The sequence below is a fragment of the Candidatus Methylospira mobilis genome (assembly GCF_009498235.1).
In the GTDB taxonomy this organism is placed as follows: Bacteria; Pseudomonadota; Gammaproteobacteria; order Methylococcales; family Methylococcaceae; genus Methylospira; species Methylospira mobilis.
In genome coordinates, this window is record NZ_CP044205.1 from 2,664,191 (window position 1) to 2,685,182 (window position 20,992).

The window sequence follows — 20,992 nt, forward strand, 5'->3', positions numbered from 1 at the left end:
TTGATTATAGTCAATTTTTCCTGAAGAGACTAGTAAAAAATTGAAGGAGAAGCACCCGACTAGCCATGCTCACCTCTAACTAATGCGCATCTTTTCCGATCCAGGCATGGAGGACGCGCTCTACGATGTACCGCGCATGCGTGCTTTTGCAGGGTAAGCGTCCAGTCGTCCCGTCTACATAAAAAATAAGTCTTCCGTCATGCTTTGCATTTTCCTTGAGGAGTCGAAGCATGAATAGCATGAATAACAAGCAAGCAGAGCAGATACGCCATATCGAGCAGTGGCGAGCCAGCGGCCTGAGTCAGGTCGAATATAGCCGTCGGAACGAGCTGAAGCCGGCTACTTTCAACTACTGGGTGCGGCATCTGGATGCCGAAGCATCCGCGGTTCGCCCTCTTTCACCTTCGCGCGCCGGTTTTTTGCCGGTATCGATTGATAAAGTAGCTGAACCGGCGGCGCATGCGCTGCTATTGCGGACAAGACAGGGGTACACCCTGGAACTCTCAACGTCGACTTCTCCTCGCTGGTTGGCGGAGCTGCTGCAATGTCTGGATTGATCGCTCATCCCGTCCAGATTTGGTTCAGTGTCGCGGCGGTGGATATGCGTCGCGGCATCGACGGTTTATCAAGCCATGTGCAGCAGGTGCTGGGACATGCGCCTTGCGCGGGGTCGGCCTTCGTGTTTCGCAATCGTGCGGGTAATCGCATCAAAGTATTGCTGTGGGACGGCACCGGAGTGTGGTTATGTCAGCGCCGTTTGCACGAGGGCCGCTTTATTGGGCCGAAGGCGGGAGAGCCCTGTGTTTCTCTCACAGTCGCGCAATGGGAATGGCTGATTGCCGGGGTCGATTGACGGCGCTTGTCGTCTGTCCCGTCGGCGGATTTACGGGCTTGAACAGCGCCTGCATTTTCCGTAAAAACCTGCTGAAACCCAGCATTCATGCGGGTTTCAGCGTGACTCCCTACCGAGCATCGGGTATAATAACACCATGAATTTACAAGCTAAACTCGATCAACTGAATCTGGAAGCAGCGGCCAAAACACAGCTGGCATCGGCGATCGATTCGTTGATCGAACAGGCGCGGCAGGAAACTGAACAGCAGTTCGACGCAACGCTGAAAGCCAAGGACGATGAAATTCGTATCAAGGACATCAAGATCGAGGCGCTGACCCTGGAGCTCAGCATCCTGCGCCGCACCCGCTTCAGCGTCAAAAGCGAAGCACTGCCCGCTGTGCAGCGCGATCTGTTCGAAGACACCTGGAACGAAGACCTCTCCGCCGTTGAAGCGCAAGTCGAACAGCTGGTCGAAGAACAACCCTGCACCACCGTCGCCAGACCCAGGCGTCCGCGCGCAGGCCGTCAACCGCTGCCAGAACATTTGCCGCGCATCGAACACCGTCACGAACCGGAATCCTGCCTGTGCGGACAGTGCGGTAAAGACTTGGTCAAAATCGGCGAAGACATCACCGAACAGCTGGATGTCGAACCGGCCAAATTCTTTGTCCACCGCCATATCCGCCCGCAATACGCGTGCAAGGCCTGCGAGACGGTCAAGGCTGCGCCGATTGCACCCGCCATTATTGATGGCGGCATGGCGGCGGTCGGCTTGCTCACCTGGGTGATGATCGGCAAATACCAGGATCATCTCCCGCTCTATCGTCTTGAACAGATCGCCGCGCGCGACGACGTGATCCTGTCGCGTTCGACGCTGGCAGACTGGGTTGGTCGTGTCGGTGTGGCGTTACAACCGCTGGTAGACCGGCTTGCCTGGCATCTGTTGCAGCGCAACGCCCTACACGCCGATGAGACGCCGGTGGCGCAACTCGATCCCGGCAACGGCAAAACCAAAAAGGCCTACCTGTGGGCCTACCGCAGCAATGATCTGGAACCGGGGCCTCGCATCATCGTCTTCGACTATCAGCCCGGACGTAGCGGCGCACATGCGCGCCACTTCCTCGGCAACTGGCACGGTCACCTCATGGTCGACGACTATGGCGGTTACAAATCCCTGTTTGCTGCCGACCGCGAGGGCGCGCAGCCCTGTATCGAACTGGGCTGCATGGCGCATGCGCGCCGGAAATTCTTCGATTTGCATAAAGCCAATAGCTGCCCGATGGCGCTGGAAGCCCTGCAGCGTATTGCCAGGCTGTACGCGATAGAAGGCGAAGGCAAAACGATGGACATCGAAGCACGCAAGCAACTGCGCCAGGAAAAAAGCAAGCCCGAACTAACAGCCCTGCATGACTGGCTGATCGAAACCCGCGCGCGTACTGCCAACGGCGGCGGCTCCGCCAAAGCGCTGGATTACGCAATCAAACGCTGGCCTGCCCTGATCCGCTATGCCGACAGCGGCCATCTGCCGATCGACAACAACCCGGTGGAAAACAGCATTCGTCCTATTGCCATCGGCAAAAAGAACTGGCTGTTCGCCGGTTCCGAGCGTGGCGGTCAACGCGCCGCCGCAATACAGACCTTATTGGGCACAGCCAAACTCAATGGACTTAACCCGGCGCGCTGGTTGAAAGACACGCTGGAAAAACTGCCGGTCTGGCCCAACAGCCGTATTGATGAGTTGCTGCCCTTTGCCGTTATGGATATTAAACCGCAGGCGTAAGCGCAGGAATAGATGGTGGCGTTACGCGCTTACTTTGCAGGGATGGACTTGTTTGATGAATCAACGCCGGAAGAAACAATGATTCTAAACTTCCGTCACCTGTTGGAAACACATCAACTGACGGTGGAGATCATGAACGCAATCACCGGAACCTTGGAACAGAAGGGCCTGTTGCTCTAAGACTGCACGATGGTGGATGCGACGATTATCCATACGCTGTCTTCCGCCAAAAACGAGAAGAAACAGCGCGATTCAGTGGTATTTCGGGATGAAAGTTCATGTCGGAGCAGATGTCCAAAGCGGTTTTGCGCACACGATATCGGGCGAAGCGGATGTGAGCCAATTAATTTAGCGAGACGAGCCATGTTGACATAAGGAGGAGAATTGCGCCCGGTTGCCCGCAACAGAGCAGCTTCAGAGGGTAAAAACCAGGAAATCAACGGATTGAGGGCGCATTCCTGCTAATTTTAAAAAACCAATTTTTGTTGGAAGGCACGACTTATTCACTTCCGGGCTGGTTCAGACTTTCTTTAATTCAATTACCCCCTCACCGGGACGCGCGTCAAATCAAGTAGATGAGGATAACGCGGATCTATGGATTCAGGCAGCGCCAGGCGTTGCAACGGCTCTCCGCCCCTGGACTGAAATACGGCCGACTCCGGCACAGGGATTGAGAGAATGCGTACTTCGCCATGTAACGGCACGCCGCCACTCCGCCATCCCGACACCATCGTTGTTTGCGGCGCGCCCTGTACTCTCCAATCAATATTCCGATAGCGGGGCGGATAATAGCTGCAACCACCTATGGTCCGCTGTGTCCACCTATCCAGGATATCGAAATGCAGCGCAGTTTCTACCGGCAAGGTCGGATGCAGGGTGGAAACCGGTTGCGCGGCCTTGTAACGCACGCCGGCCAGATAATGTCCGGAAACAGCCGTTTCCTGCAACGGCACCCAGGCATTGTTGCAAATCAACTGGTAGCGTGTCGTATTAAAGCTGCCGCTGCAGCTTACCTGCAAACGCGCATTGGCGGTATCGACGAAACGCGCGATGCCCTGAACCGCCGGCTCCTCGGCCAGAATCGGCCACGGCTCGTGGGCATGGCGCAGTTCCAGCGCAATATCGCCGAATTGTACTTGCCCCAATACCGGAAAAGCCAGCGCCAGAAAAGGCTCAAACCATGCCGGCTCGAATGCCAGACCCACCGTTGCGAGATCCTGAATTATTTCCTGCAGATCGCGCCATAAAAAACCGGGAAGCATGTATTTATCGTGTATATCGATCCGTTTTCCGTCCATACCCCTATCCGTCAAGGGATGACGATCCAGATAAGCCAGCATGCCGCGCAGCAGCAGGGATTGCAGGCCGGCCAGTTCAGCATTCGGCGGCGACGTAAACGTTCGCAGCGAGATTCTGCCCTGCCTGTCCTGATCGCGATCCGGCGGGTACAGGCAATCCATATCGATTTCCGTGCGGTGAATATCGTAGGCAACATCGCTCAACACATGCCGCAACAGGCGATCGATCAGCCATGGCATGGCTGCTTCCCCTGCAGGAATTCGCGCCAAAGCGATATCCAGCTCATATAACGCGTCGTCGCCGCCTTCGTCCGGACGCGGCGCCAAACCGCCCGGCCCGATGGCTCGGTCGGCAAAAAAATAGGATAGACAGGGATGGCGGCGCCAATAGTCAATCAAGGAACGCAGCAAGTGCGGCGTGGTTAAAAACGGGCTGCGCGCCGGCGTCGCGCCGCACAGAAAAATGTCCGAACGCATATCCGTCAGGCTGGGGCTACCATCCGCCGCACTGCATGACCCCGCAAACCCAAAACCTTCCGCTTCCGCGTACGCCAATTGCAAATGCGCATAATGGTCGGCCCAGGATGCACTTTCCGGCAGCGTCAGCTTGATCGCGCCGGCTTCCGGTTCTATCAGCCAACGGCGTAAACGCGCATCGACGGGAGGCTCGTAGCCTTCGGGGATGATCGTAAAGCCGGTTTCACCGGCAATGCGCTCCAATGAGTCAATCACGCTGAAATAGTGATCCACAGACAGCATGGGCGGCAGAAAAACGTGGACTGCCCCCTGTCTTATTTCAATGCATAAGGCAGTGCGCGGAAAGTTTGGCTCTGATACTTTTACTGAGGGGGCGTTTACTGTAACCGCTAACGCTGTTGATACATCATCCGTTTTTTCCCTCACCCTTCCCAGTGTTTCCGGGCGGTCCTGCCCGGAACCCTGCGGGCAGGCTTCGCTAGACCAAATTTGTTCCATACAAACTTGTCCCGAAGGAAGAAGGTTACTTGACTCATCCCACGGCGATTGAGCGACATCCGCTAAAACATCCTCCTGCAACGACAGCGCCTGCAACGGCAGCCGCAAGCCCAGGGGGGAAGAACCCGGCGTAAGATAAAGGCGCTCGCGACGGAACGGCCAATATCCGCTGCACCAGCGGGACGCATTCACATCCCATTGCAAAGGCAACACAAAACCCGTCGGATCACTGCCGGCTTGCGACAACAGCACGGCAATCCGCCGCCGGCTTTCGGCGTCCGATAAAGCAGCAGGCCGGGGCGGATATCCGCATACGGAGCGTTGCTGCCAGAGTTGTTGCAGGCCATCCTCGTATGCCGGAATGATAAATTCGGCAGATACTCCCAGCATTTGCGCCAGTTCTTCGGCTATTGATTTTGCATCGGCGAGTTCAGGCCGGCGTATGGATGGTTTCCGTAGCGGCGCGGGAGATATCGATAGCCCGTCTGCGCGAAAATAATAGCTCAAACGCCAGCGCGGCAAAGTCTCTCCGGCATACCACTCGCCTTGTCCGAGATGGAAGCTCCCTCCCCCGCCCAAACGCGCGCCAATATGGCACAGCAGCGCTTGCGCCTGTGCGTAGCTATCGCCGCCATCCGCACCGTGAAAGGAAATTGAGCGCCCCATGCGAAGCCCTGGCGTCTGTTGCGTCAGGGTCTCATCAATCCGGGCGCCTAACGCCTGGATTGCACGCCAGTCCGCTGCTGAATACGAAGCGGACTGGGGCTGCGACGTCAGCCGTTCGACCGTGGTAACTTCACGGCAGGTCAGTTCGCATGCTTCGTAAAAACCCGCCACAGCCTGTACCCGCAACCGATCGGGAGCCGAGGCAAGGGGTATATGGGCTTCGGCTGTGAAAATACCCAGCGACGGATCAAGCCCGACCCAGCCCGCACCGGGCAAAAACACTTCCGCCCAGATATGCAGAATGGCGCTATCCGAAGCCGTAACGCCGTCTGACAGCAATACCCGGAACCCAGAAGTAAATCTTGCTGCAAAGCCCAATGCGCGCAACACTTCGACCAGAAACCAGGCCGGGCCGGTATCCGGGCCGGGTATTTGCCCTATTAAGCGCGACCGATCGGCCGCCTTTACGCCTTCATTGATGAGTCCCCGGGCAAAATCCTCGGAAATGTGCTGGTTGATACGACTCAAACAGGCGATGGTCGTCAACGGTTCCCTGTCAAGCCGCTCGCACCAGGATTTTACCGTCGCCGGCGTTTCTCCGCTGCTCAAATAGGCGCGAAGTTCACGCTGCGACTGCTTATCGTACTCGAAAGGATATAGCGTTGCCGCAGACTCCAACAGAAATGCGAACGGATTGCAGGGAGTCAGCGCGGCTATCAGCTCTACGGTTATCGCCAGCTCGGTCAGCGGCTCCGGAAGATCCAGGCGCAGCAGATAATTGCCGTAGGAATCGCGTACCGTATTGATAAAATGCGAGCCACCTTCAACCTTCAGGCTATAAGACGAAACCTCCTCCCGGCAATGCGGCGCTGGCCTCAAACGCAACCAATGAGTAGACAAACGCGTCGGCCGCGCGAAACGGTAATCAATGCGATGGGTCAAGGCTATGCGCGTACTCATATCGGCGACCTCAAATCAAGCGTACAAGGAAACGCGGCGTTCGGCGCTTCATCGGACGGCTCCCTGCCACTGAACAAATGCGCCGTATCGGATATCGTATGTCCCCAATCGGCAAAACGCGATGCCCGGCGCGTTTCGGCCTCATAGGCGTTGACCGGAAAAGCGTCATAGGCAAGCCCCCCCGGATGCGCGACATGATAAACGCAGCCATGCACTACGCGCCCCAGTTTTTTGTCGAACACATCGAATGTCAGCGGCGCATCGACCGGAAGCGTGGGATGCAAACCCGCGATCGACGGCCAGGCCTTGTAGCGCACCCCGGCGACATACTCTCCCGTCACACCGGTAGCCTGCAATGGCAAGCGACGGCCATTGCAGGCTACCAGAAAACGCTCCTTATCGAGACCGCTGCATTTGATTTGCAGCCGTTCCAGTGAAGAATCGACTCCGCGCGCCTGCCGGGCCGAATCGTCGCTGCCCAAGACCGGCCAGGGTTCCAGCGCCATGCGCAGTTCCAGCTCCATTGAACCCGCCTGCAAACGTCCGAAAACCGGAAAGCGGAATTCGAAGAACGGCGCATACCACTGCAGTTCGAACGGAAAACCGGCCTCGTTTAACTCACTGATCACACCGCTGAAATCGGACCAGACAAAGTGCGGCAGCATGAAACGGTCATGCAGCGCCGTTCCCCAGCGCACCAGTTTATGGCGATAAGGCTGTTCCCAGAAACGCGCCACCAATGCGCGTATCAGCGACATCTGCGCCAGACTCATTTGCGGATGCGGCGGCATTTCGAAACCGCGAAACTCCAGTATACCGAGCTTGCCGGTGGCCGAGTCAGGCGAAAACAGCTTGTCTATCGAAAATTCGGCGCGATGGGTGTTGCCGGCCAGATCCACCAGCAAATTTCTCAACACGCGATCCGTGATCCAGGGAGCCGCGTGTTTTTCCATTTCTTCCAGCGCCAGCTCCAGATCGTCCAGGACGCGGCTGCCCTGCTCATCGACGCGCGGGGCCTGCGAGGTAGGCCCGATGAAGCTGCCTGAAAACAGATAGGACAGCGCCGGATGATGCTGCCAGTAGGTCAGTAGCGAACGCAGCAAATCGGGCCGCCTCAGCAAGGGACTGTCCGCGACGGTTGCCCCGCCCAGAGTGACATGGTTGCCGCCGCCGGTACCGGTATGTTTGCCGTCGAGCATGAACTTTTCCGCAGCCAGACGCGACAGGCGTGCCTCTTCGTAAAGTATCGTTGTTGTACGCTCCAGTTCGGCCCACGATCGGGAAGGATGGATATTCACTTCGATGACGCCGGGATCGGGCGTCACCTTGAACGAGCGCAAAGCGGGATCGAACGGCGGTTCATAGCCTTCGATTATCACCGGAATATCGAGTTGCGCGGCAGTATGCTCCACCGCATTTAACAGCATGCGGTAGCGCGCCAGCGTCGCTGCCGGCGGCATGAAAATATAAAGCCTGCCCTGGCGCGCTTCCATGCATAAGGCGGCATGAACAAATTCAGGCGTAATGCGCCACTCCTCCAGCCTCGGTCGAACGCCGTCCGGATAATTGAACTGTGAAGGCGAGCGTCCGGACTGAGCCAAAACCTCTTGACGCATGACCAAGCGCTCTGTTTCGAATGAGCTCACCGGCAATAACTGTTCCCAGGGGAGACGCAAGCCCATCGGCGAACTGCCCGGCGTCAAATATAATCGATCGCTCGAAAACGCCCACTGCCCGGACTGCCAGCCGGATGACATATCATCCCAGCGCAACGGCAATGCAAAACCGGTCGCTTCATCCAGTCCGCGCGCCAATGCCAGACTCAAATCGTCTCGGTACTGCGGTGCTCCGTCTATACTGATCGGGTTGTAATTCCCAGGCTCATTGCTTTCACGCCACAAATAATACAGCCAGTCCTCATAAGCGGACACGATAAAACCCCGCGGCACATGGAGCTGCTGCGCCAGGGCATCCGCAAAACGGCGGGCATGTTCCGTGGTAAGACGGTAATCCCGCGTTGCATCGGCCAACAAGGCCGGTTCTTGCCATAGCGGCTGCGCGTCCGTACTCCAAAAGCAACCCAGCGCCCAACGCGGCAACGGTTCGCCCGGATACCATTTCCCTTGTCCATGATGCAGCAAAGCCCTTTGCGCAGCGTACGCCGGCGACAGACGGCGCAGTAACTCGCAGGCGCGCTCGAACTTGTGTCCGCCCAACGCTTCCGTGGTCCATTCGGCACTTTCCATATCGTCGATGGAAACGAAGGTCGGCTCGCCGCCCATGGTCAAGCGTACGTCCCGGCTGAGCAGCACCTCATCGACCTGTTCGCCGACGCGCCTGATTTCCGTCCACTGTGCATCGCTATAGGGACGAGTCACGCGCGGATCTTCATGGGAGCGAATCACCCGGTTGTCGTACTCGAAATCGACCTCGCACGGATCGGAAAAACCGACGATAGGCGCGGCGCTGACCGGATCGGGCGTGCAGGAAAGCGGTATGTGCCCTTCCCCGGCGAACAGTCCCGAAGTCGGATCCAACCCGACCCAGCCCGCTCCGGGTATATAAACCTCCACCCAGGCATGCAGGTCGGTAAAGTCCCTGTCGGTTCCGGAAGGGCCGTCCAGGGCCGACTGATCCGCCGTCAATTGCACCAGATAGCCCGAAACGAAGCGCGCCGCCAAACCGATATGACGCAATATCTGCACCAGCAGCCAACTGGTGTCGCGGCACGAGCCCAGCGCTTTCTCCAGCGTGGTTTCGCAACTTTGTATGCCGGGATCGAGGCGGATCGTGTAATTGATTGCTTGCTGAAGACGGCTGTTGAGCTCCACCAGGAAAGTCACAATAGCGCAAGGCTCCCGTGCGATGGAAGCCACCCAGCGCGTCAACAGCGGGCCGTCTTCAGTGACCTCGAAATAAGGCGCCAACTCCTGAACAAGCAGAGCATCATATTGAAAGGGGTAGCTTTCGGCATATTTTTCGACAAAAAAATCGAACGGATTGATCACCGTCAGCTCCGCCGTCAACACCACCGCAACCGTCAACTCGGTAAGCTTGCCGGAAAAAACCGCGCGCGCAATAAAATTCCCGAACGGGTCCTGCTGCCAGTAGGTCTGGTGATCGCCGCCCGAAATATCCAGCCGGTAATGATGAATCGGCGTTCGGGTATGAGGAGCGGGCCTGAGCCTTATCAGGTGCGGCGACAGCGATACCGGCCTGTCGTAGCGATAGCGGGTGGTGTGTTCGATGTTGACATGAATAGCCACGGGTAGCAGGCCTCTTTAAAAAACTTCGTAAACAAACGATGAGCCGGAAAGCGACTATGCCCGGAATATTGATAGAATAGTATGCAATCTAAATACCAAACACTGTCATTATGCACGCAAACAAGATTCCGGAAGCGTCCGCCGTGGTTACCGACGTAGTCAGCGCCCGTCTTCCTACCCGCTACGGCGAGTTCGCGCTCCACTATTATGCAAATTCATCGGATAAAAAAGAACATCTGGCTCTGGTCATGGGCGACGTAAGCAAAGGAGAAAACATATTGGTGCGCGCGCACTCCGAATGCCTGACCGGCGATATTTTCGGCTCCATGCGTTGCGATTGCGGCGACCAGCTCGACAAGGCCCTGGCCATGATCGGGCAGGAAGGCAAAGGCGCATTAATCTACCTGCGTCAGGAAGGGCGCGGCATCGGCCTGCTCAAAAAATTACAGGCCTATAACCTGCAGGATAGCGGTCTCGACACCGTGGAGGCCAACCTGCACCTCGGCCATCGCGAAGACGAGCGCGATTACGCCATTGCCGCCGCCATATTAAAGGCGCTGAACATTGCATCGGTACGGCTGATCACCAATAACCCGCTCAAACTCGAAGCGCTACGTGCGCTGGGCATACAAATCAACGGACGGGTGGCGCTGGAAATCGCCGCGAACACTGAAAACGCGGACTACTTGCGCACCAAGGCTGAAAAAATGCGGCACTGGCTTTCAGTTCCTGCCGCCGTACCCGCGCAAAAGCAGCCGGACAGGAGCTGAAGCCGCGAATGCTTAGTGATGCACCGTCTGAGGACGGCTTGCGCCAGCATCGCCGCCGATACGATCCTTTTCTACGACTGTCGCGCCATCGACTTTAAGCAGGATAACCCCCTGATCAAGAACGTATCGGCACTCAATCTTTTTACCTGTCCCGCCGGCGTTGTTCCATTTCAGGTTGACATAAGTCATGCGGTCGCTATCGGACTCGTCAGGTTTGTAGGGGTGGGTTCCAATTTGCGCGCGCGCAGCTTCCGCACACTTATCGGTTCCGAGCGAATTCAGCATGCTCGAGGTCTGCAAAAGAACGCCCTGCTGCTTTTCCTGCGGCGTTTCCTTATTCAGCGCGACTATGCCAAAACCCACGGCCATGACGCCAATGAAGGCCGCCAACAATTTAATCGGTTGAAACTCCATAGTAACCCTCTCGTTCGTTACCTTGCTAATCGCTAAGCGAATGCCTGGCAGCCTCTCCCGCCGGGAAAGGCTGGGCGATGGAAAACCGGCATAGCGCACAAGCTTTTGCGAGAAAGGAAACGGCGCTTGCGCTACGACCAGTCAGGGATAAAGCATAAAGCGAAGGAACTATAACAAAAATAAGCTGCTTGTCATACAGAATGATTCTCCTGCCGCCGTAAAACAACCGTTCCGGGTTGAAAGCGGACAAGCTCTGTGTCAGGATGACTCCCGCGGGGAAACCCACGTGATTTTCAACTTTACGGAAGGTTAACATGCTGCAACAAGAACGCGATCAATTGACCCATTTTTTGTCGGCGCTGGAAAGCGCCACCATCGGCAACAAAGAGGCCGACGCCGAGAAACTCATCAAGGAAAGTCTGGCGCGCCAGCCCGATGCCGGCTACTTATTGGTGCAACGTTGCCTGTTAATGGATCAGGCGCTGCAGAACGCGCAAAATCAAATTGCCGCGCTGCAACAGCAAGTGAAGAGTAACGAAGCCGGCAGGCAAAGCAGCTTTCTCGGTTCCAACCCCTGGGGCAGAGCGCCGACAGGCGAAGTTTCGTCCGTCCCGGTACCCGGCGCAGGAAACTACCAGATGCCCGGCAACGCCAGAAACACGGCCGGTCCCGCCGCGCCATGGCAGGGTCAGCCCGCTCAAGGGGGAGGCGGCTCAAGCTTCCTCGGCAACATCGCCACCACTGCCGCGGGCGTAGTAGCAGGCTCTTTTCTGTTTCAGGGCATCGAAGGCCTGATGCACCATCAGGGCGGCGGCTATTTCTCCGGCAACGAAGGGCATGAAGCCGCTGCGGAACAAACCACCATCAACAACTATTACGGCTCTGACGATACCGGAAACGAAAACGGTTATAACTCGTCCGACAATGGCTTTTTGGCATCAGACGACCAGGACTATTCCTCGGATGACGACAGTTCCGATTGGGTTTAAAAACAGGCTGGCGGCACTGATACGCGGACGCTTCCCGGGTACGGGCGGCGGACGCGGCATCAGCGCCGCCAACCCTTTGCCAACGGCAGCCGGACAACCCGCAGCATCGGCGCGGCGCGGCCTGAATTGGCGCATGCTGCCGCTTTTCACGCTGGCGCTGACGCTGGCCGGTTGTGTGTGGCTGCACGTACTCGAACTCAAAAATCAGATTACCGAATTCGATACCAATTTCTCCGTTAAGGTAACGGATCACTTCACCGTATACTTTCTCAATCCCGTACTGCACGCGGACGATTACTTTACGCTGGCCAAGGTCGAACCGACCAAAAAAGCCACCACTCCGGAAGGCAGCCGCTGGACGCAGGTATTCACCAAACTGGATGCCGCAGGCAAGGCCGAAACGAAGAAAACGGTGGTTTTCACTTTTGACTTCAACAAGGAAGATCTGCTTGCCAAATGGGATTTTTCCCCTGCTTTCCTGGTCTTCATGCCCCCCAAGTTTCTCGAAGCCGCCATACGCTCTTTAGGCAAAAGCAAGGTCAATACCGACGAAAGGCATGTACAGGTCGCGCCCGAAGACCTGCCCAAAGTGCGCGCGGAACAACCGACCCGTGAAAAAATATACGCTACTTTGGGGCAGCCCAGCGAAATCACCCAGGAAGACGGTATGACCATGGAAGTCTATCGTTTTCGCACCGAAACCACCTATGTTAAAGAAGAGTACCAGACCCGCCATCAAGCGTACGCCAATATGTATTACGAACCCGGCGGCGACATAGTGGAAAAAGTCAACGCCCGCTTTCTGGGACTCAAATTTGCGGTCGATTTCCGCAATTTCATCGAATTACGCGCAGCCGGAAAAAGCAATTAATGCCGTCTCACACGACTCATAGCAATAAAAACCATTTTTTTCTTCTCAGTCTTGGCGCACTCGGCATCGTTTATGGCGACATAGGCACCAGCCCGCTGTATTCGATGAAGGAAATTTTCAGCCCCGCCTATGGACTGGCACTCACCTCCGACAACGTTCTCGGCATCCTGTCGCTGATCTTCTGGGCGCTGACGATCATTATTTCCCTGAAATATGTCATTTTTGTCATGCGCGCCGACAACAAGGGAGAAGGCGGCATCATGGCGCTCATGGCGCTGGCGCTGCATCCGCGGCGGCGGCGTTTCGGCAAGAACGTAATCATCGCCATCGGCCTGTTCGGCACCGCCCTGTTTTACGGAGACGGCATAATTACACCGGCCATTTCGGTGCTGAGCGCAGTGGAGGGACTGGAAATCGCCGCGCCCAGCCTGCACCCGTACATCGTACCCATCACGCTGATCGTACTGATAGCGCTGTTTTCCTTTCAACGCTACGGAACCGCAAGGGTCGGCAACCTGTTCGGTCCGATCATGCTGGTCTGGTTTCTAGTGCTGGCGTGGCTGGGAAGCTGCAGCATCTATGCCCATCCCATGGTATTACAGGCAGTCAATCCCACGCATGCCGTTAAATTCTTCCTGCAGCACGGCAGTCTGGGTTTTTTTGCCCTAGGCGCGGTCGTCCTGGCTTTCACCGGTGCGGAAGCCCTTTACGCCGACATGGGACACTTCGGTAAAAAACCGATACAGCTCTCCTGGTTTTTCCTGGTCTTCCCTGCCCTGATTCTGAACTATTTCGGCCAGGGCGCGCTATTGCTGCGCGATCCTCTCGCCGTGGAAAATCCGTTCTATCTGCTGACACCGCAACAATATCTTTACCCGATGATCGGACTGTCTACCGTGGCTACGGTCATTGCATCCCAAGCGGTGATCTCCGGAGCGTATTCGATCACGCAACAGGCAATCCGCCTGGGATATTTACCAAGAATGCACATGCAGCATACCTCCAGCACCACGCAGGGACAAATTTACGTTCCGGCCATCAACAACGGTCTGCTGATTTTGATTGTGCTGGTCGTGCTGGCGTTCAAGGAATCCAGCAATCTGGCGGCCGCATACGGCATTGCCGTAACCGGCACCATGGTCATCACCACCATGCTGGTCACTTTCGTCGCCATAGATACCTGGAAATGGCCCCGGCCGGTTGCAGGCGCGGTATTCGGATGCCTGCTCTTTGTCGACGCCGGCTTTTTCTGCGCCAACGCCGTCAAGATTCCTCATGGCGGCTGGTTTCCGGTACTCGCCGGGTTGATATTATTTTCGATAATGTCGGTCTGGAAGAAAGGACGGCGCGTCCTGACTTCATCTTTACAGCGCACCTCAACCTCATTAAGTCATTTCATCGAAGAGATCAAAACCACACCTCCGCTTCGAGTGCCCGGCACCTCGATTTTCCTTTACAGCCACAACCTCAGCATGCCGTATGCGCTATATCAGAACCTGCGACACAACAAAATACTGCACGAAAAGGTTGTACTGCTAACGGCAAAAACCTTTGACGTTCCCTATGTAGCCGAGCGCGAGCGTTTTCATATAGAGGATCTCGGTTTTAACTTCTACCGGATTACCCTGCATTTCGGCTTCATGGAAGTACAGAATATTCCGCGAGCGCTGACCGCGCACGAACCCGTAGAACCTCAACTCGATATCGCCCATGCCTTGTATTTTTTAGGCCGGGAAACGCTGATTCCCTCGGATAATCCAGGGTTGAGCCCCTGGCAGGAACGGCTGTTCGTCCTGCTGTTCCGAAACGCCTCCAGCCCGATTATTTACTTTGGCCTCCCCACCGATAGAGCAATCGAACTCGGAGCCCTGGTTAGAATATAACGGCGGACGAAACTCCCGGATACTTATTGCGCGGCAAAACAACGAGCATTACAAAATAGTGTCGGTGGTATATTGAACTCCTAACGAACCCCATATATAATGGGCGGAGTTGGGTCGTTAGCTCAGTCGGTAGAGCACCGCACTTTTAATGCGATGGTCCCGCGTTCGAGTCGCGGACGACCCACCATTATTTAAACTTAAAATCAAGTAGTTACTATAAATCTAACTGTTTTTTTATGCTGTCGTCATTTCGATTTCCGGTTTTTTGACGATCATGCAGATCTAATCAGCGTTAATCCTGGCTGATACTTCCCATCACAAAGCAGCTCAAACACACGCTATAAGTCTGGTGACTTCCACCTTACTGTAGTGAGTAGTAATATGTGTCATAACAAGTCCTGACGATCTTCAAAACTCACACTAAGTGCGCGTAAACGCAGGCCAAAAGTGTGCCTTAAATCATGAACCCGCACATTGATCCTGCCACCTGATTTTATCCACTCTTGGGACAAATGACCCAGTTTCGAATGAAGCCGTTTGCTATCAGATGGAACAGAGTAACTGGATCGCACAGGCCCTGGCAGAACCGTATCGGTCGGCGAATAAAAAATATAGCGCGTATGACCTATCCTCGGCAGCAGAAAACTGGCGGTTTCCGTATATTTATGTCAAGATATATAAGCATACCCTTGAGAAGATTGGGCTGTTTGCGCGGCAACCGCACGGACACCCAAATCAAAGCAGACTTCATTTCTTCAAACCTGTGATCTTGTGATCGTATTAAAATCCAGAACCGCAGTTAAAGCATATTCCATGAGCAATCGAACAAAAATCCGGATGAGCCGCGTCTGTCTGAGGGCAGTTTTGACCATTATGATCCTGGCGCCGCTCGCGCAGGCCGAAACCCTTAGCATGCCGGCTCCCGGCAACGAATTGATCGGAGAAATCCGCTATGTACGGGCAAAGTACGAAGACACGCTGATCGACATCGCACGCGAAAACAGCATAGGACAGGACGAAATGGTCATGGCGAACCCCAAGGTGGATCGCTGGCTGCCCGGACGCGACACCCTGGTGCTGTTGCCGCGGCAGTACATCCTTCCGGCAGCGCCGCATAGCGGGATCGTAGTCAATATTCCGGAAATGCGGCTTTATTTCTACCCTAACGCCGGCCCCAATCAACCGGCGTCGGAAGTGGTTACTTACCCGATCAGCGTAGGACGCATGGATTGGCACACCCCGCTGGGTACCACCAAAGTCGTGTCGAAAATCAAGGACCCGGCTTGGCGCCCGCCGAAATCGATTAAAGCCGAGCATGCCAGAGACGGTGAAATTCTCCCTGATGTTGTGCCTCCGGGTCCAAATAACCCGCTTGGTCAATATGCAATGAAACTCGGCGTGCCGGGCTACCTGATACACGGCGTCGATGTCGATAAATCCTACGGTATCGGCATGCGCGTGACTCATGGCTGCATACGCATGTACCCGGAAGATGTTTCCAAGCTATTCCCGGAAGTCAGTGTCGGTACGCCGGTTCATCTGGTCAACCAGCCGGTCAAAGTGGGCTGGCTGAACAACGAGCTGTACATGGAAGTCAGCCAGTCTCTGGACGAGGACGCAATCAGCTACGATACGCTCTATCGCACAGCGATGGCGCTTATCGCCCAAAAAACCGCTGACCGGAAAGTCGTACTGAACATGCAGGTCATACAACAAGCGTTGCACAAGCCAAGCGGAATTCCCGTACAAATTTCAGGAAACGCCGCAAACGCCAACGCGCCGGCATTACCACCCAAGCTTCCGACCAATCAATCTCCGGAAGTTTTTTAGCAGCAATTCAGCTACAGGCCTTGGGTCTTGATCCGGAGTAAGGGAAGTCTCCAAGACACGCGGATGCGTGTCGATCTGCCAATTGCGCAGTGAATCAATCCGTGTAGGCTCGATTTTTACGGCGACTGACCGGTTGTTGTGCCGTCAACCTCATGCCGTCATCTCTCGGCGCGTCGCACCGGTTGTACTGAGTAATTAAAAAGCGACTACTCAGTGAGTGACTTCCACAATAAAGCTCATGACACAAATCACACAGGACGCTTCCTGCGCTCGCCGGTATATTACCGGCTCAAGCCTTCTTCAAAAAACAGGCTTTAAGCATGAAACTACCGGCATCCGTTTTGCAGTCCACTTCGTGGTCGCCCCCTACCAGACGGATGCTTTTGATTTTAGTACCCACTTTCAGCGTGATGGAAGTGCCTTTAACTTTCAGATCCTTAATCAACACGACCGAATCGCCGTCGCTCAGCACATTGCCATGGGCGTCTTTTATCACCGCATCGGCAGATTCGCCGGCGTCGGCGATTTCATTCATCGGCCATTCATAGCCGCAGTCGGCGCAAATATTGTTATCTCCGTCCGGATAGATATTTTCAAGAGAACATTGGGGGCAGGTAGGGATAGCGTACATAATTCCTCTCAAGTTATAATCAATTAAAGATTATACGGGATAGTGAATATTCCAGAAATGGAAAACTGCCGACACATCAGCACCAATCGCGCCGTTCTCCAGACACTCCCGCTCCAGTTATCAATTTACGCCCAGTCCTTCACCATAAAAAAACCCCGCATAGCGGGGCTAAAAACGCACAATACCGAGAGAGTCGGTTTGTACCATGTATAATAGTATTTTATTTCAAAGCCATTACCTTAAGCGCCTTGGCGTCGGCAGCGACCTTCTTGCGCTCGGCAGCGGGCAGCGGAATCAGACCTTTATCGGCAAGGTAGCCTTCTTCGCCGGAAGCTTTTTCACTGGTAAATTCGGCGATATAGGCTTCAATGCCCGGTATCAACGGAACATGCGCTTTCTTCACATAGAAGAATAGCGGACGCGAAATAGCGTACTTGCCGCTTGCAATATTATCGAACTTGGGCGCCTGGCCATCAATGAGCGCCCCCTGAATCTTGTCGGCATTCTGTTCAAGATAGCTAAAGCCAAAGATACCAAGCGCGTCTGCATTCTTTTCCAGCTTCTGGATAATCAGATTATCGTTTTCGCCAGCTTCAATATAGGCGCCATCCTGGCGCACGGTCATACAGGTACTCTTGAAAAAGGCTTCATCTGTTTCATGCTTGGCCTTCAACCAGGGAATAGCCTTGCAGCCGCCTTCCAGCGCCAGCTCGGCAAAAGCGTCACGGGTTCCGGAGGTCGGCGGTGGACCCAATACCTCGATTTTGGTGGCCGGCAAACGCGGATTGATTTCGCTCCACGTTTTGTACGGATTATCGACCAGAGTTCCATCTTCAGGATGCGCAGGATCGGGTACGCGTTTGGCCAGAGCCAGAAAAATTTCTTTCAAACTTAAATCAAGCTTCTGCTTGTTCTTTTTGGAATAAGCCAGCACGATGCCGTCGAAGCCAATCTTGACTTCGACTATTTCGGTTACGCCGGCCTTGGCGCAAGCTTCCAGTTCGCTCTTCTTGATTGCGCGTGATGCGTTGGCGATATCGATAAACTGCGGTCCTACTCCGCCGCAAAACAGTTTGATGCCGCCGCCGGTCCCTGTCGACTCCACTTTAGGCGTTTTGAATTTGCCAGCTTTACCCAGATTTTCCGCCACGACAGTGGAAAACGGATAAACGGTGGAAGAACCCGCAATGCTGATGCTGTCACGGGCGCCTTCGGCGCTCACGCCCCCGGAAACCGACAGCAGCAGCGATGCTGCAAGCGCCATATTGGCTTTGGACTTCATTGTATACTTCATTGGAACCTCTTCGTTTCAAATGACGCTATTTCAAGGATTACAGCTAAAATCTCCCCGACTGTACAAGCCGGGAAGCCACACTATTTCAACATCAAGGTAATAAAGATGACTAACTCAATACTTCCCAGGTTGATACATTAAATAACCCGTATAAAAGTAATTTCATACCGCAACCACTACACATTACTTCACGTACTTTATAACCAACACGTGTGAAACCCGGTATTCCAGCACAGCATCCGTCGCTTCACGATTCTGACTGTAGACGGTTTCAGAACCGCCCGGCGCACTGGGGTCGCCGGAAGCGCCGCCGGCACAATTTTCACCGCCCTGGTTACCGGGCGATGAGCCGCACCCCTGAGCGACCGTATCGACGATCTTGCTTTCAGAAAGCAGCACGATCGCGGCATCGCCGCCTGCCTTTTGCGTAAGCTTTGCAATGCTCTGATTATAGCTGTCCTGGCTATATCCGACATTTCTCCGCTTGTCGTTGATAACGCCCAGAACGATATATTTTTTGTTGGGTACGCCCTTGTCCCAAATATCGATTCCGGCTACCGTGACCGGTTTTACGGCGACTGTCTCGCTCGATAGATCCTTGTATTCCTTTTGAGTCATGGAGCGGTCGAACGAATCCTTTGCGCAGCCCGAGACCATAATGAGGGATAAGATACCCAGAATTATTCTGATCATGATTACAACACCCTGATTTTATTTAATTATTAAATTACTCGCCATTGCATGGCGCAGACCGTTAGAACTGGTATTGTATCTGGAAGCGCTCATACCAGTCGTGTCCCCTTGACTGGTTGCCCTGCGCCACGCCTATCCGGTTCCTGATCGAAAGGCCGTCCAAAGCGGAATCCTTGGGAAAGAAGTAGGTCACGTCCGCGTCGGTTTCATTGGATGATCCGTTAACATAACTGGTGGACGCCCAGCCGTTGCCTGCAGCACCATTGGCGTTTCCAGCCAGATAAAACGAAGCATAGGAAAGTATGACTTTGATCTGCTTGTCCATGAAGAAAGAGGTACCGGCAATTTTCCATGCCTGTCCGGACGTATTTTTTTCGATGATGCCGTTAATCATCTGCGTCGTGTAAAGCGGATCGGTTGAGTAACCCCAACTGTAGGGCGATACCAGGTTACCGTTCTGGAAAGTGCCCTTTTTTGCAACGATATCGTTCCACGCCGCGGTAAAACGTATCCATTGCGTATCGACGCCCGCTATCACACCGTAGGCCTGGGTGGCCGCAGCCGCGCCGCCGGAGGACTTAGCCAAAGCCAGCATATTGGACCCGTCGGGCTCCTGGTTGGCGAACTGGGCGCCGATGAGCGGATCGAATCCCGTTCCGGTCTTCCACAGATAACTGCCGTCCAGCCACAGCAACTGCGAGAAATTATAGAACTGATGCCACCATACCTGTGCGGAAAGCGCGTCCTTCGATGTCCCGTATTTGGCGCCAAATGCGAGCGCGCCCGGCGTGCTCTGATTGTTAAGCGCAGCTAAACCCGCCTGGCCCTGCATATGCCCCGGCATGTAGAGGTTGTTCGCTAGGTATGTCGTATCCGAGCGTCCCTGGAAGTCAAAGATTCTTAACCCGACCAGCGACAGTTTTTTCAGCTCCGCATTGTCATGGTCTTTGAAAGGATAGAGTTCACCGTACACCGCGCGCCAGGAGCTCGGCGTCATGCGCGAGTCGGAAGGCATGATCCAGGGCGTGTCCAGCACCTGATCCGGCCCGCGAACCATGAAATACCTATTGGTATATTTCATGTAGGCTTCTTTCGCTACCCAGAATGACCCTGACGGCAAGCTCATGTCGCCATGGTAATTCGAGTAATTGGCCAACTGCTGCGGCATGGCGGGTTTCGGGTTGACGCCGATGCTGTTTGCCGCGCCGAGCGTAAAAGCGGCCTGCAATCCATAAACGGGAGCGGTCAGAAATCCCGCGAATCCGCCCAGCGAGAAGGAGTTTTCTCCCAGCGGACTTTTGCTGCCGGTATCTTCTCGGGCGAAGAAGTACGCCCTGAGGTTTCCATGGAATTTGGTCTGCTTGATCCAGTCCAGAATGTCGGTATACGACCCCTCATCATACAGGCCGCCGTTTTCCAACTTGGCAGGAGCCGCGCCGACCATATTGGCGGCAACGCCGGTCTTGGCTTCGCTTTCCAGACTTTGTCCGGCGCCTGCCGTCGCGCTACCCGGGGCCGGCTCCTGCGCGAACGCCACCGCCGTGCCTGCAAGCAGGCATGCAACACCTGCTCTTGCCAGCAAATTCAAAAAAACCGGCCCTAAACTCTTTTTATGGGATAAACTGGACATCAAATCTCCTACTTTGACATTGACTTTCGACTTCAGCTGCTTCCTTCATTAACAGTTGCCAACTGACATAACGCTCGATTGCCTTTCTCGGGTAAATCCCCCTTAAACAAAATTCGTCAGTTTCCGCGTTTGATTCACCACTCAAAAAAATCAATGACACTTAACAGCTTCATGCTTATAAAACCGAAACATATGCACGACGTTTCG

General features: G+C 54.9%; 15 protein-coding genes, 1 tRNA gene and 1 pseudogene. 10 read left to right on the top strand and 7 right to left on the bottom strand.

Going from position 1 to position 20,992, the window contains the following annotated elements; all coding sequences use genetic code 11:
- The first annotated feature begins 230 nt into the window (after positions 1-230).
- From tnpA to F6R98_RS22055, 4 genes and pseudogenes are all read left to right on the top strand, one after another.
- Positions 231-557 (top strand): IS66 family insertion sequence element accessory protein TnpA, encoded by a 327-nt coding sequence (gene tnpA / locus F6R98_RS12000; protein WP_153249229.1) that lies wholly within the window; start codon positions 231-233, stop codon positions 555-557.
- Complete coding sequence (gene tnpB, locus F6R98_RS12005; protein ID WP_153249230.1) at positions 545-853, top strand: IS66 family insertion sequence element accessory protein TnpB; 309 nt, start codon at positions 545-547, stop codon at positions 851-853. The genes tnpA and tnpB overlap by 13 nt, the downstream gene beginning before the upstream one ends.
- 169 nt (positions 854-1,022) lie before the next feature.
- On the top strand, positions 1,023-2,615 hold the full coding sequence (gene tnpC / locus F6R98_RS12010; RefSeq protein ID WP_153251037.1) for an IS66 family transposase: 1,593 nt from the start codon (positions 1,023-1,025) through the stop codon (positions 2,613-2,615).
- A gap of 33 nt (positions 2,616-2,648) precedes the next feature.
- Positions 2,649-2,961, top strand: a pseudogene (locus tag F6R98_RS22055) (IS5/IS1182 family transposase); the annotation flags it as partial.
- Positions 2,962-3,154: 193 nt separating this feature from the next.
- Here F6R98_RS22055 and F6R98_RS12020 read toward each other — a convergent pair.
- Both F6R98_RS12020 and F6R98_RS12025 read right to left on the bottom strand, forming a co-directional pair.
- Positions 3,155-6,514: a transglutaminase family protein gene (locus tag F6R98_RS12020; protein ID WP_153249232.1), complete on the bottom strand. Its 3,360-nt coding sequence runs from the start codon at positions 6,512-6,514 to the stop codon at positions 3,155-3,157.
- A complete protein-coding gene (locus tag F6R98_RS12025) occupies positions 6,511-9,780 on the bottom strand; it encodes a transglutaminase family protein (protein WP_153249233.1) in 3,270 nt (1,089 codons plus the stop codon). The genes F6R98_RS12020 and F6R98_RS12025 overlap by 4 nt, the downstream gene beginning before the upstream one ends.
- Positions 9,781-9,890: 110 nt before the next feature.
- Here F6R98_RS12025 and ribA point away from each other — a divergent pair, with 110 nt between their 5' ends.
- Positions 9,891-10,550 carry a GTP cyclohydrolase II gene (ribA, locus tag F6R98_RS12030; RefSeq protein ID WP_153249234.1) on the top strand — a complete coding sequence of 220 codons (660 nt, stop codon included), beginning with the start codon at positions 9,891-9,893 and terminating at the stop codon, positions 10,548-10,550.
- A gap of 12 nt (positions 10,551-10,562) precedes the next feature.
- On the opposite strand, the gene F6R98_RS12035 is transcribed toward ribA, so the two are convergent.
- Positions 10,563-10,964 (bottom strand): hypothetical protein, encoded by a 402-nt coding sequence (locus F6R98_RS12035; RefSeq protein WP_153249235.1) that lies wholly within the window; start codon positions 10,962-10,964, stop codon positions 10,563-10,565.
- A gap of 314 nt (positions 10,965-11,278) precedes the next feature.
- Here F6R98_RS12035 and F6R98_RS12040 point away from each other — a divergent pair, with 314 nt between their 5' ends.
- The 5 genes from F6R98_RS12040 to F6R98_RS12060 all read left to right on the top strand — a co-directional run bounded on the left by F6R98_RS12040 (position 11,279) and on the right by F6R98_RS12060 (position 16,537).
- Positions 11,279-11,953, top strand: a complete 675-nt coding sequence (locus tag F6R98_RS12040) for a DUF2076 domain-containing protein (RefSeq protein ID WP_153249236.1) — start codon at positions 11,279-11,281, stop codon at positions 11,951-11,953.
- A complete protein-coding gene (locus F6R98_RS12045) occupies positions 11,928-12,824 on the top strand; it encodes a hypothetical protein (protein ID WP_153249237.1) in 897 nt (298 codons plus the stop codon). The genes F6R98_RS12040 and F6R98_RS12045 overlap by 26 nt, the downstream gene beginning before the upstream one ends.
- Positions 12,824-14,707, top strand: a complete 1,884-nt coding sequence (locus F6R98_RS12050) for a potassium transporter Kup (RefSeq protein ID WP_153249238.1) — start codon at positions 12,824-12,826, stop codon at positions 14,705-14,707. The genes F6R98_RS12045 and F6R98_RS12050 overlap by 1 nt, the downstream gene beginning before the upstream one ends.
- A gap of 111 nt (positions 14,708-14,818) precedes the next feature.
- Positions 14,819-14,894, top strand: a tRNA-Lys gene (locus F6R98_RS12055).
- 686 nt (positions 14,895-15,580) lie between these two features.
- Positions 15,581-16,537, top strand: coding sequence for a L,D-transpeptidase family protein (locus F6R98_RS12060; RefSeq protein ID WP_228125238.1), 957 nt, complete (start codon positions 15,581-15,583; stop codon positions 16,535-16,537).
- A gap of 289 nt (positions 16,538-16,826) precedes the next feature.
- Here the strand turns inward: F6R98_RS12060 and F6R98_RS12065 are convergent, their stop codons facing one another.
- From F6R98_RS12065 to F6R98_RS12080, 4 genes are all read right to left on the bottom strand, one after another.
- Positions 16,827-17,168, bottom strand: coding sequence for a zinc ribbon domain-containing protein YjdM (locus tag F6R98_RS12065; RefSeq protein ID WP_153249239.1), 342 nt, complete (start codon positions 17,166-17,168; stop codon positions 16,827-16,829).
- A 220-nt stretch (positions 17,169-17,388) separates the two neighbouring features.
- Positions 17,389-18,462, bottom strand: coding sequence for a PstS family phosphate ABC transporter substrate-binding protein (locus tag F6R98_RS12070; RefSeq protein ID WP_228124853.1), 1,074 nt, complete (start codon positions 18,460-18,462; stop codon positions 17,389-17,391).
- 183 nt (positions 18,463-18,645) lie between these two features.
- Complete coding sequence (locus tag F6R98_RS12075; RefSeq protein ID WP_153249240.1) at positions 18,646-19,155, bottom strand: hypothetical protein; 510 nt, start codon at positions 19,153-19,155, stop codon at positions 18,646-18,648.
- A 61-nt stretch (positions 19,156-19,216) separates the two neighbouring features.
- Positions 19,217-20,785 (bottom strand): hypothetical protein, encoded by a 1,569-nt coding sequence (locus F6R98_RS12080; protein ID WP_153249241.1) that lies wholly within the window; start codon positions 20,783-20,785, stop codon positions 19,217-19,219.
- Between the last annotated feature and the right edge of the window lie 207 nt (positions 20,786-20,992).

Excerpts from the sequence above, each read along its gene's own strand:
- tnpA (WP_153249229.1), top strand. The coding sequence starts at position 231 with ATGAATAGCATGAATAACAAGCAAGCAGAGCAGATACGCCATATCGAG.
- tnpB (WP_153249230.1), top strand. The coding sequence starts at position 545 with ATGTCTGGATTGATCGCTCATCCCGTCCAGATTTGGTTCAGTGTCGCG.
- F6R98_RS12020 (WP_153249232.1), bottom strand. The coding sequence starts at position 6,514 with ATGAGTACGCGCATAGCCTTGACCCATCGCATTGATTACCGTTTCGCG.
- ribA (WP_153249234.1), top strand. The coding sequence starts at position 9,891 with ATGCACGCAAACAAGATTCCGGAAGCGTCCGCCGTGGTTACCGACGTA.
- F6R98_RS12035 (WP_153249235.1), bottom strand. The coding sequence starts at position 10,964 with ATGGAGTTTCAACCGATTAAATTGTTGGCGGCCTTCATTGGCGTCATG.
- F6R98_RS12040 (WP_153249236.1), top strand. The coding sequence starts at position 11,279 with ATGCTGCAACAAGAACGCGATCAATTGACCCATTTTTTGTCGGCGCTG.
- F6R98_RS12045 (WP_153249237.1), top strand. The coding sequence starts at position 11,928 with ATGACGACAGTTCCGATTGGGTTTAAAAACAGGCTGGCGGCACTGATA.
- F6R98_RS12050 (WP_153249238.1), top strand. The coding sequence starts at position 12,824 with ATGCCGTCTCACACGACTCATAGCAATAAAAACCATTTTTTTCTTCTC.
- F6R98_RS12060 (WP_228125238.1), top strand. The coding sequence starts at position 15,581 with ATGATCCTGGCGCCGCTCGCGCAGGCCGAAACCCTTAGCATGCCGGCT.
- F6R98_RS12065 (WP_153249239.1), bottom strand. The coding sequence starts at position 17,168 with ATGTACGCTATCCCTACCTGCCCCCAATGTTCTCTTGAAAATATCTAT.
- F6R98_RS12070 (WP_228124853.1), bottom strand. The coding sequence starts at position 18,462 with ATGAAGTATACAATGAAGTCCAAAGCCAATATGGCGCTTGCAGCATCG.
- F6R98_RS12075 (WP_153249240.1), bottom strand. The coding sequence starts at position 19,155 with ATGATCAGAATAATTCTGGGTATCTTATCCCTCATTATGGTCTCGGGC.
- F6R98_RS12080 (WP_153249241.1), bottom strand. The coding sequence starts at position 20,785 with ATGTCCAGTTTATCCCATAAAAAGAGTTTAGGGCCGGTTTTTTTGAAT.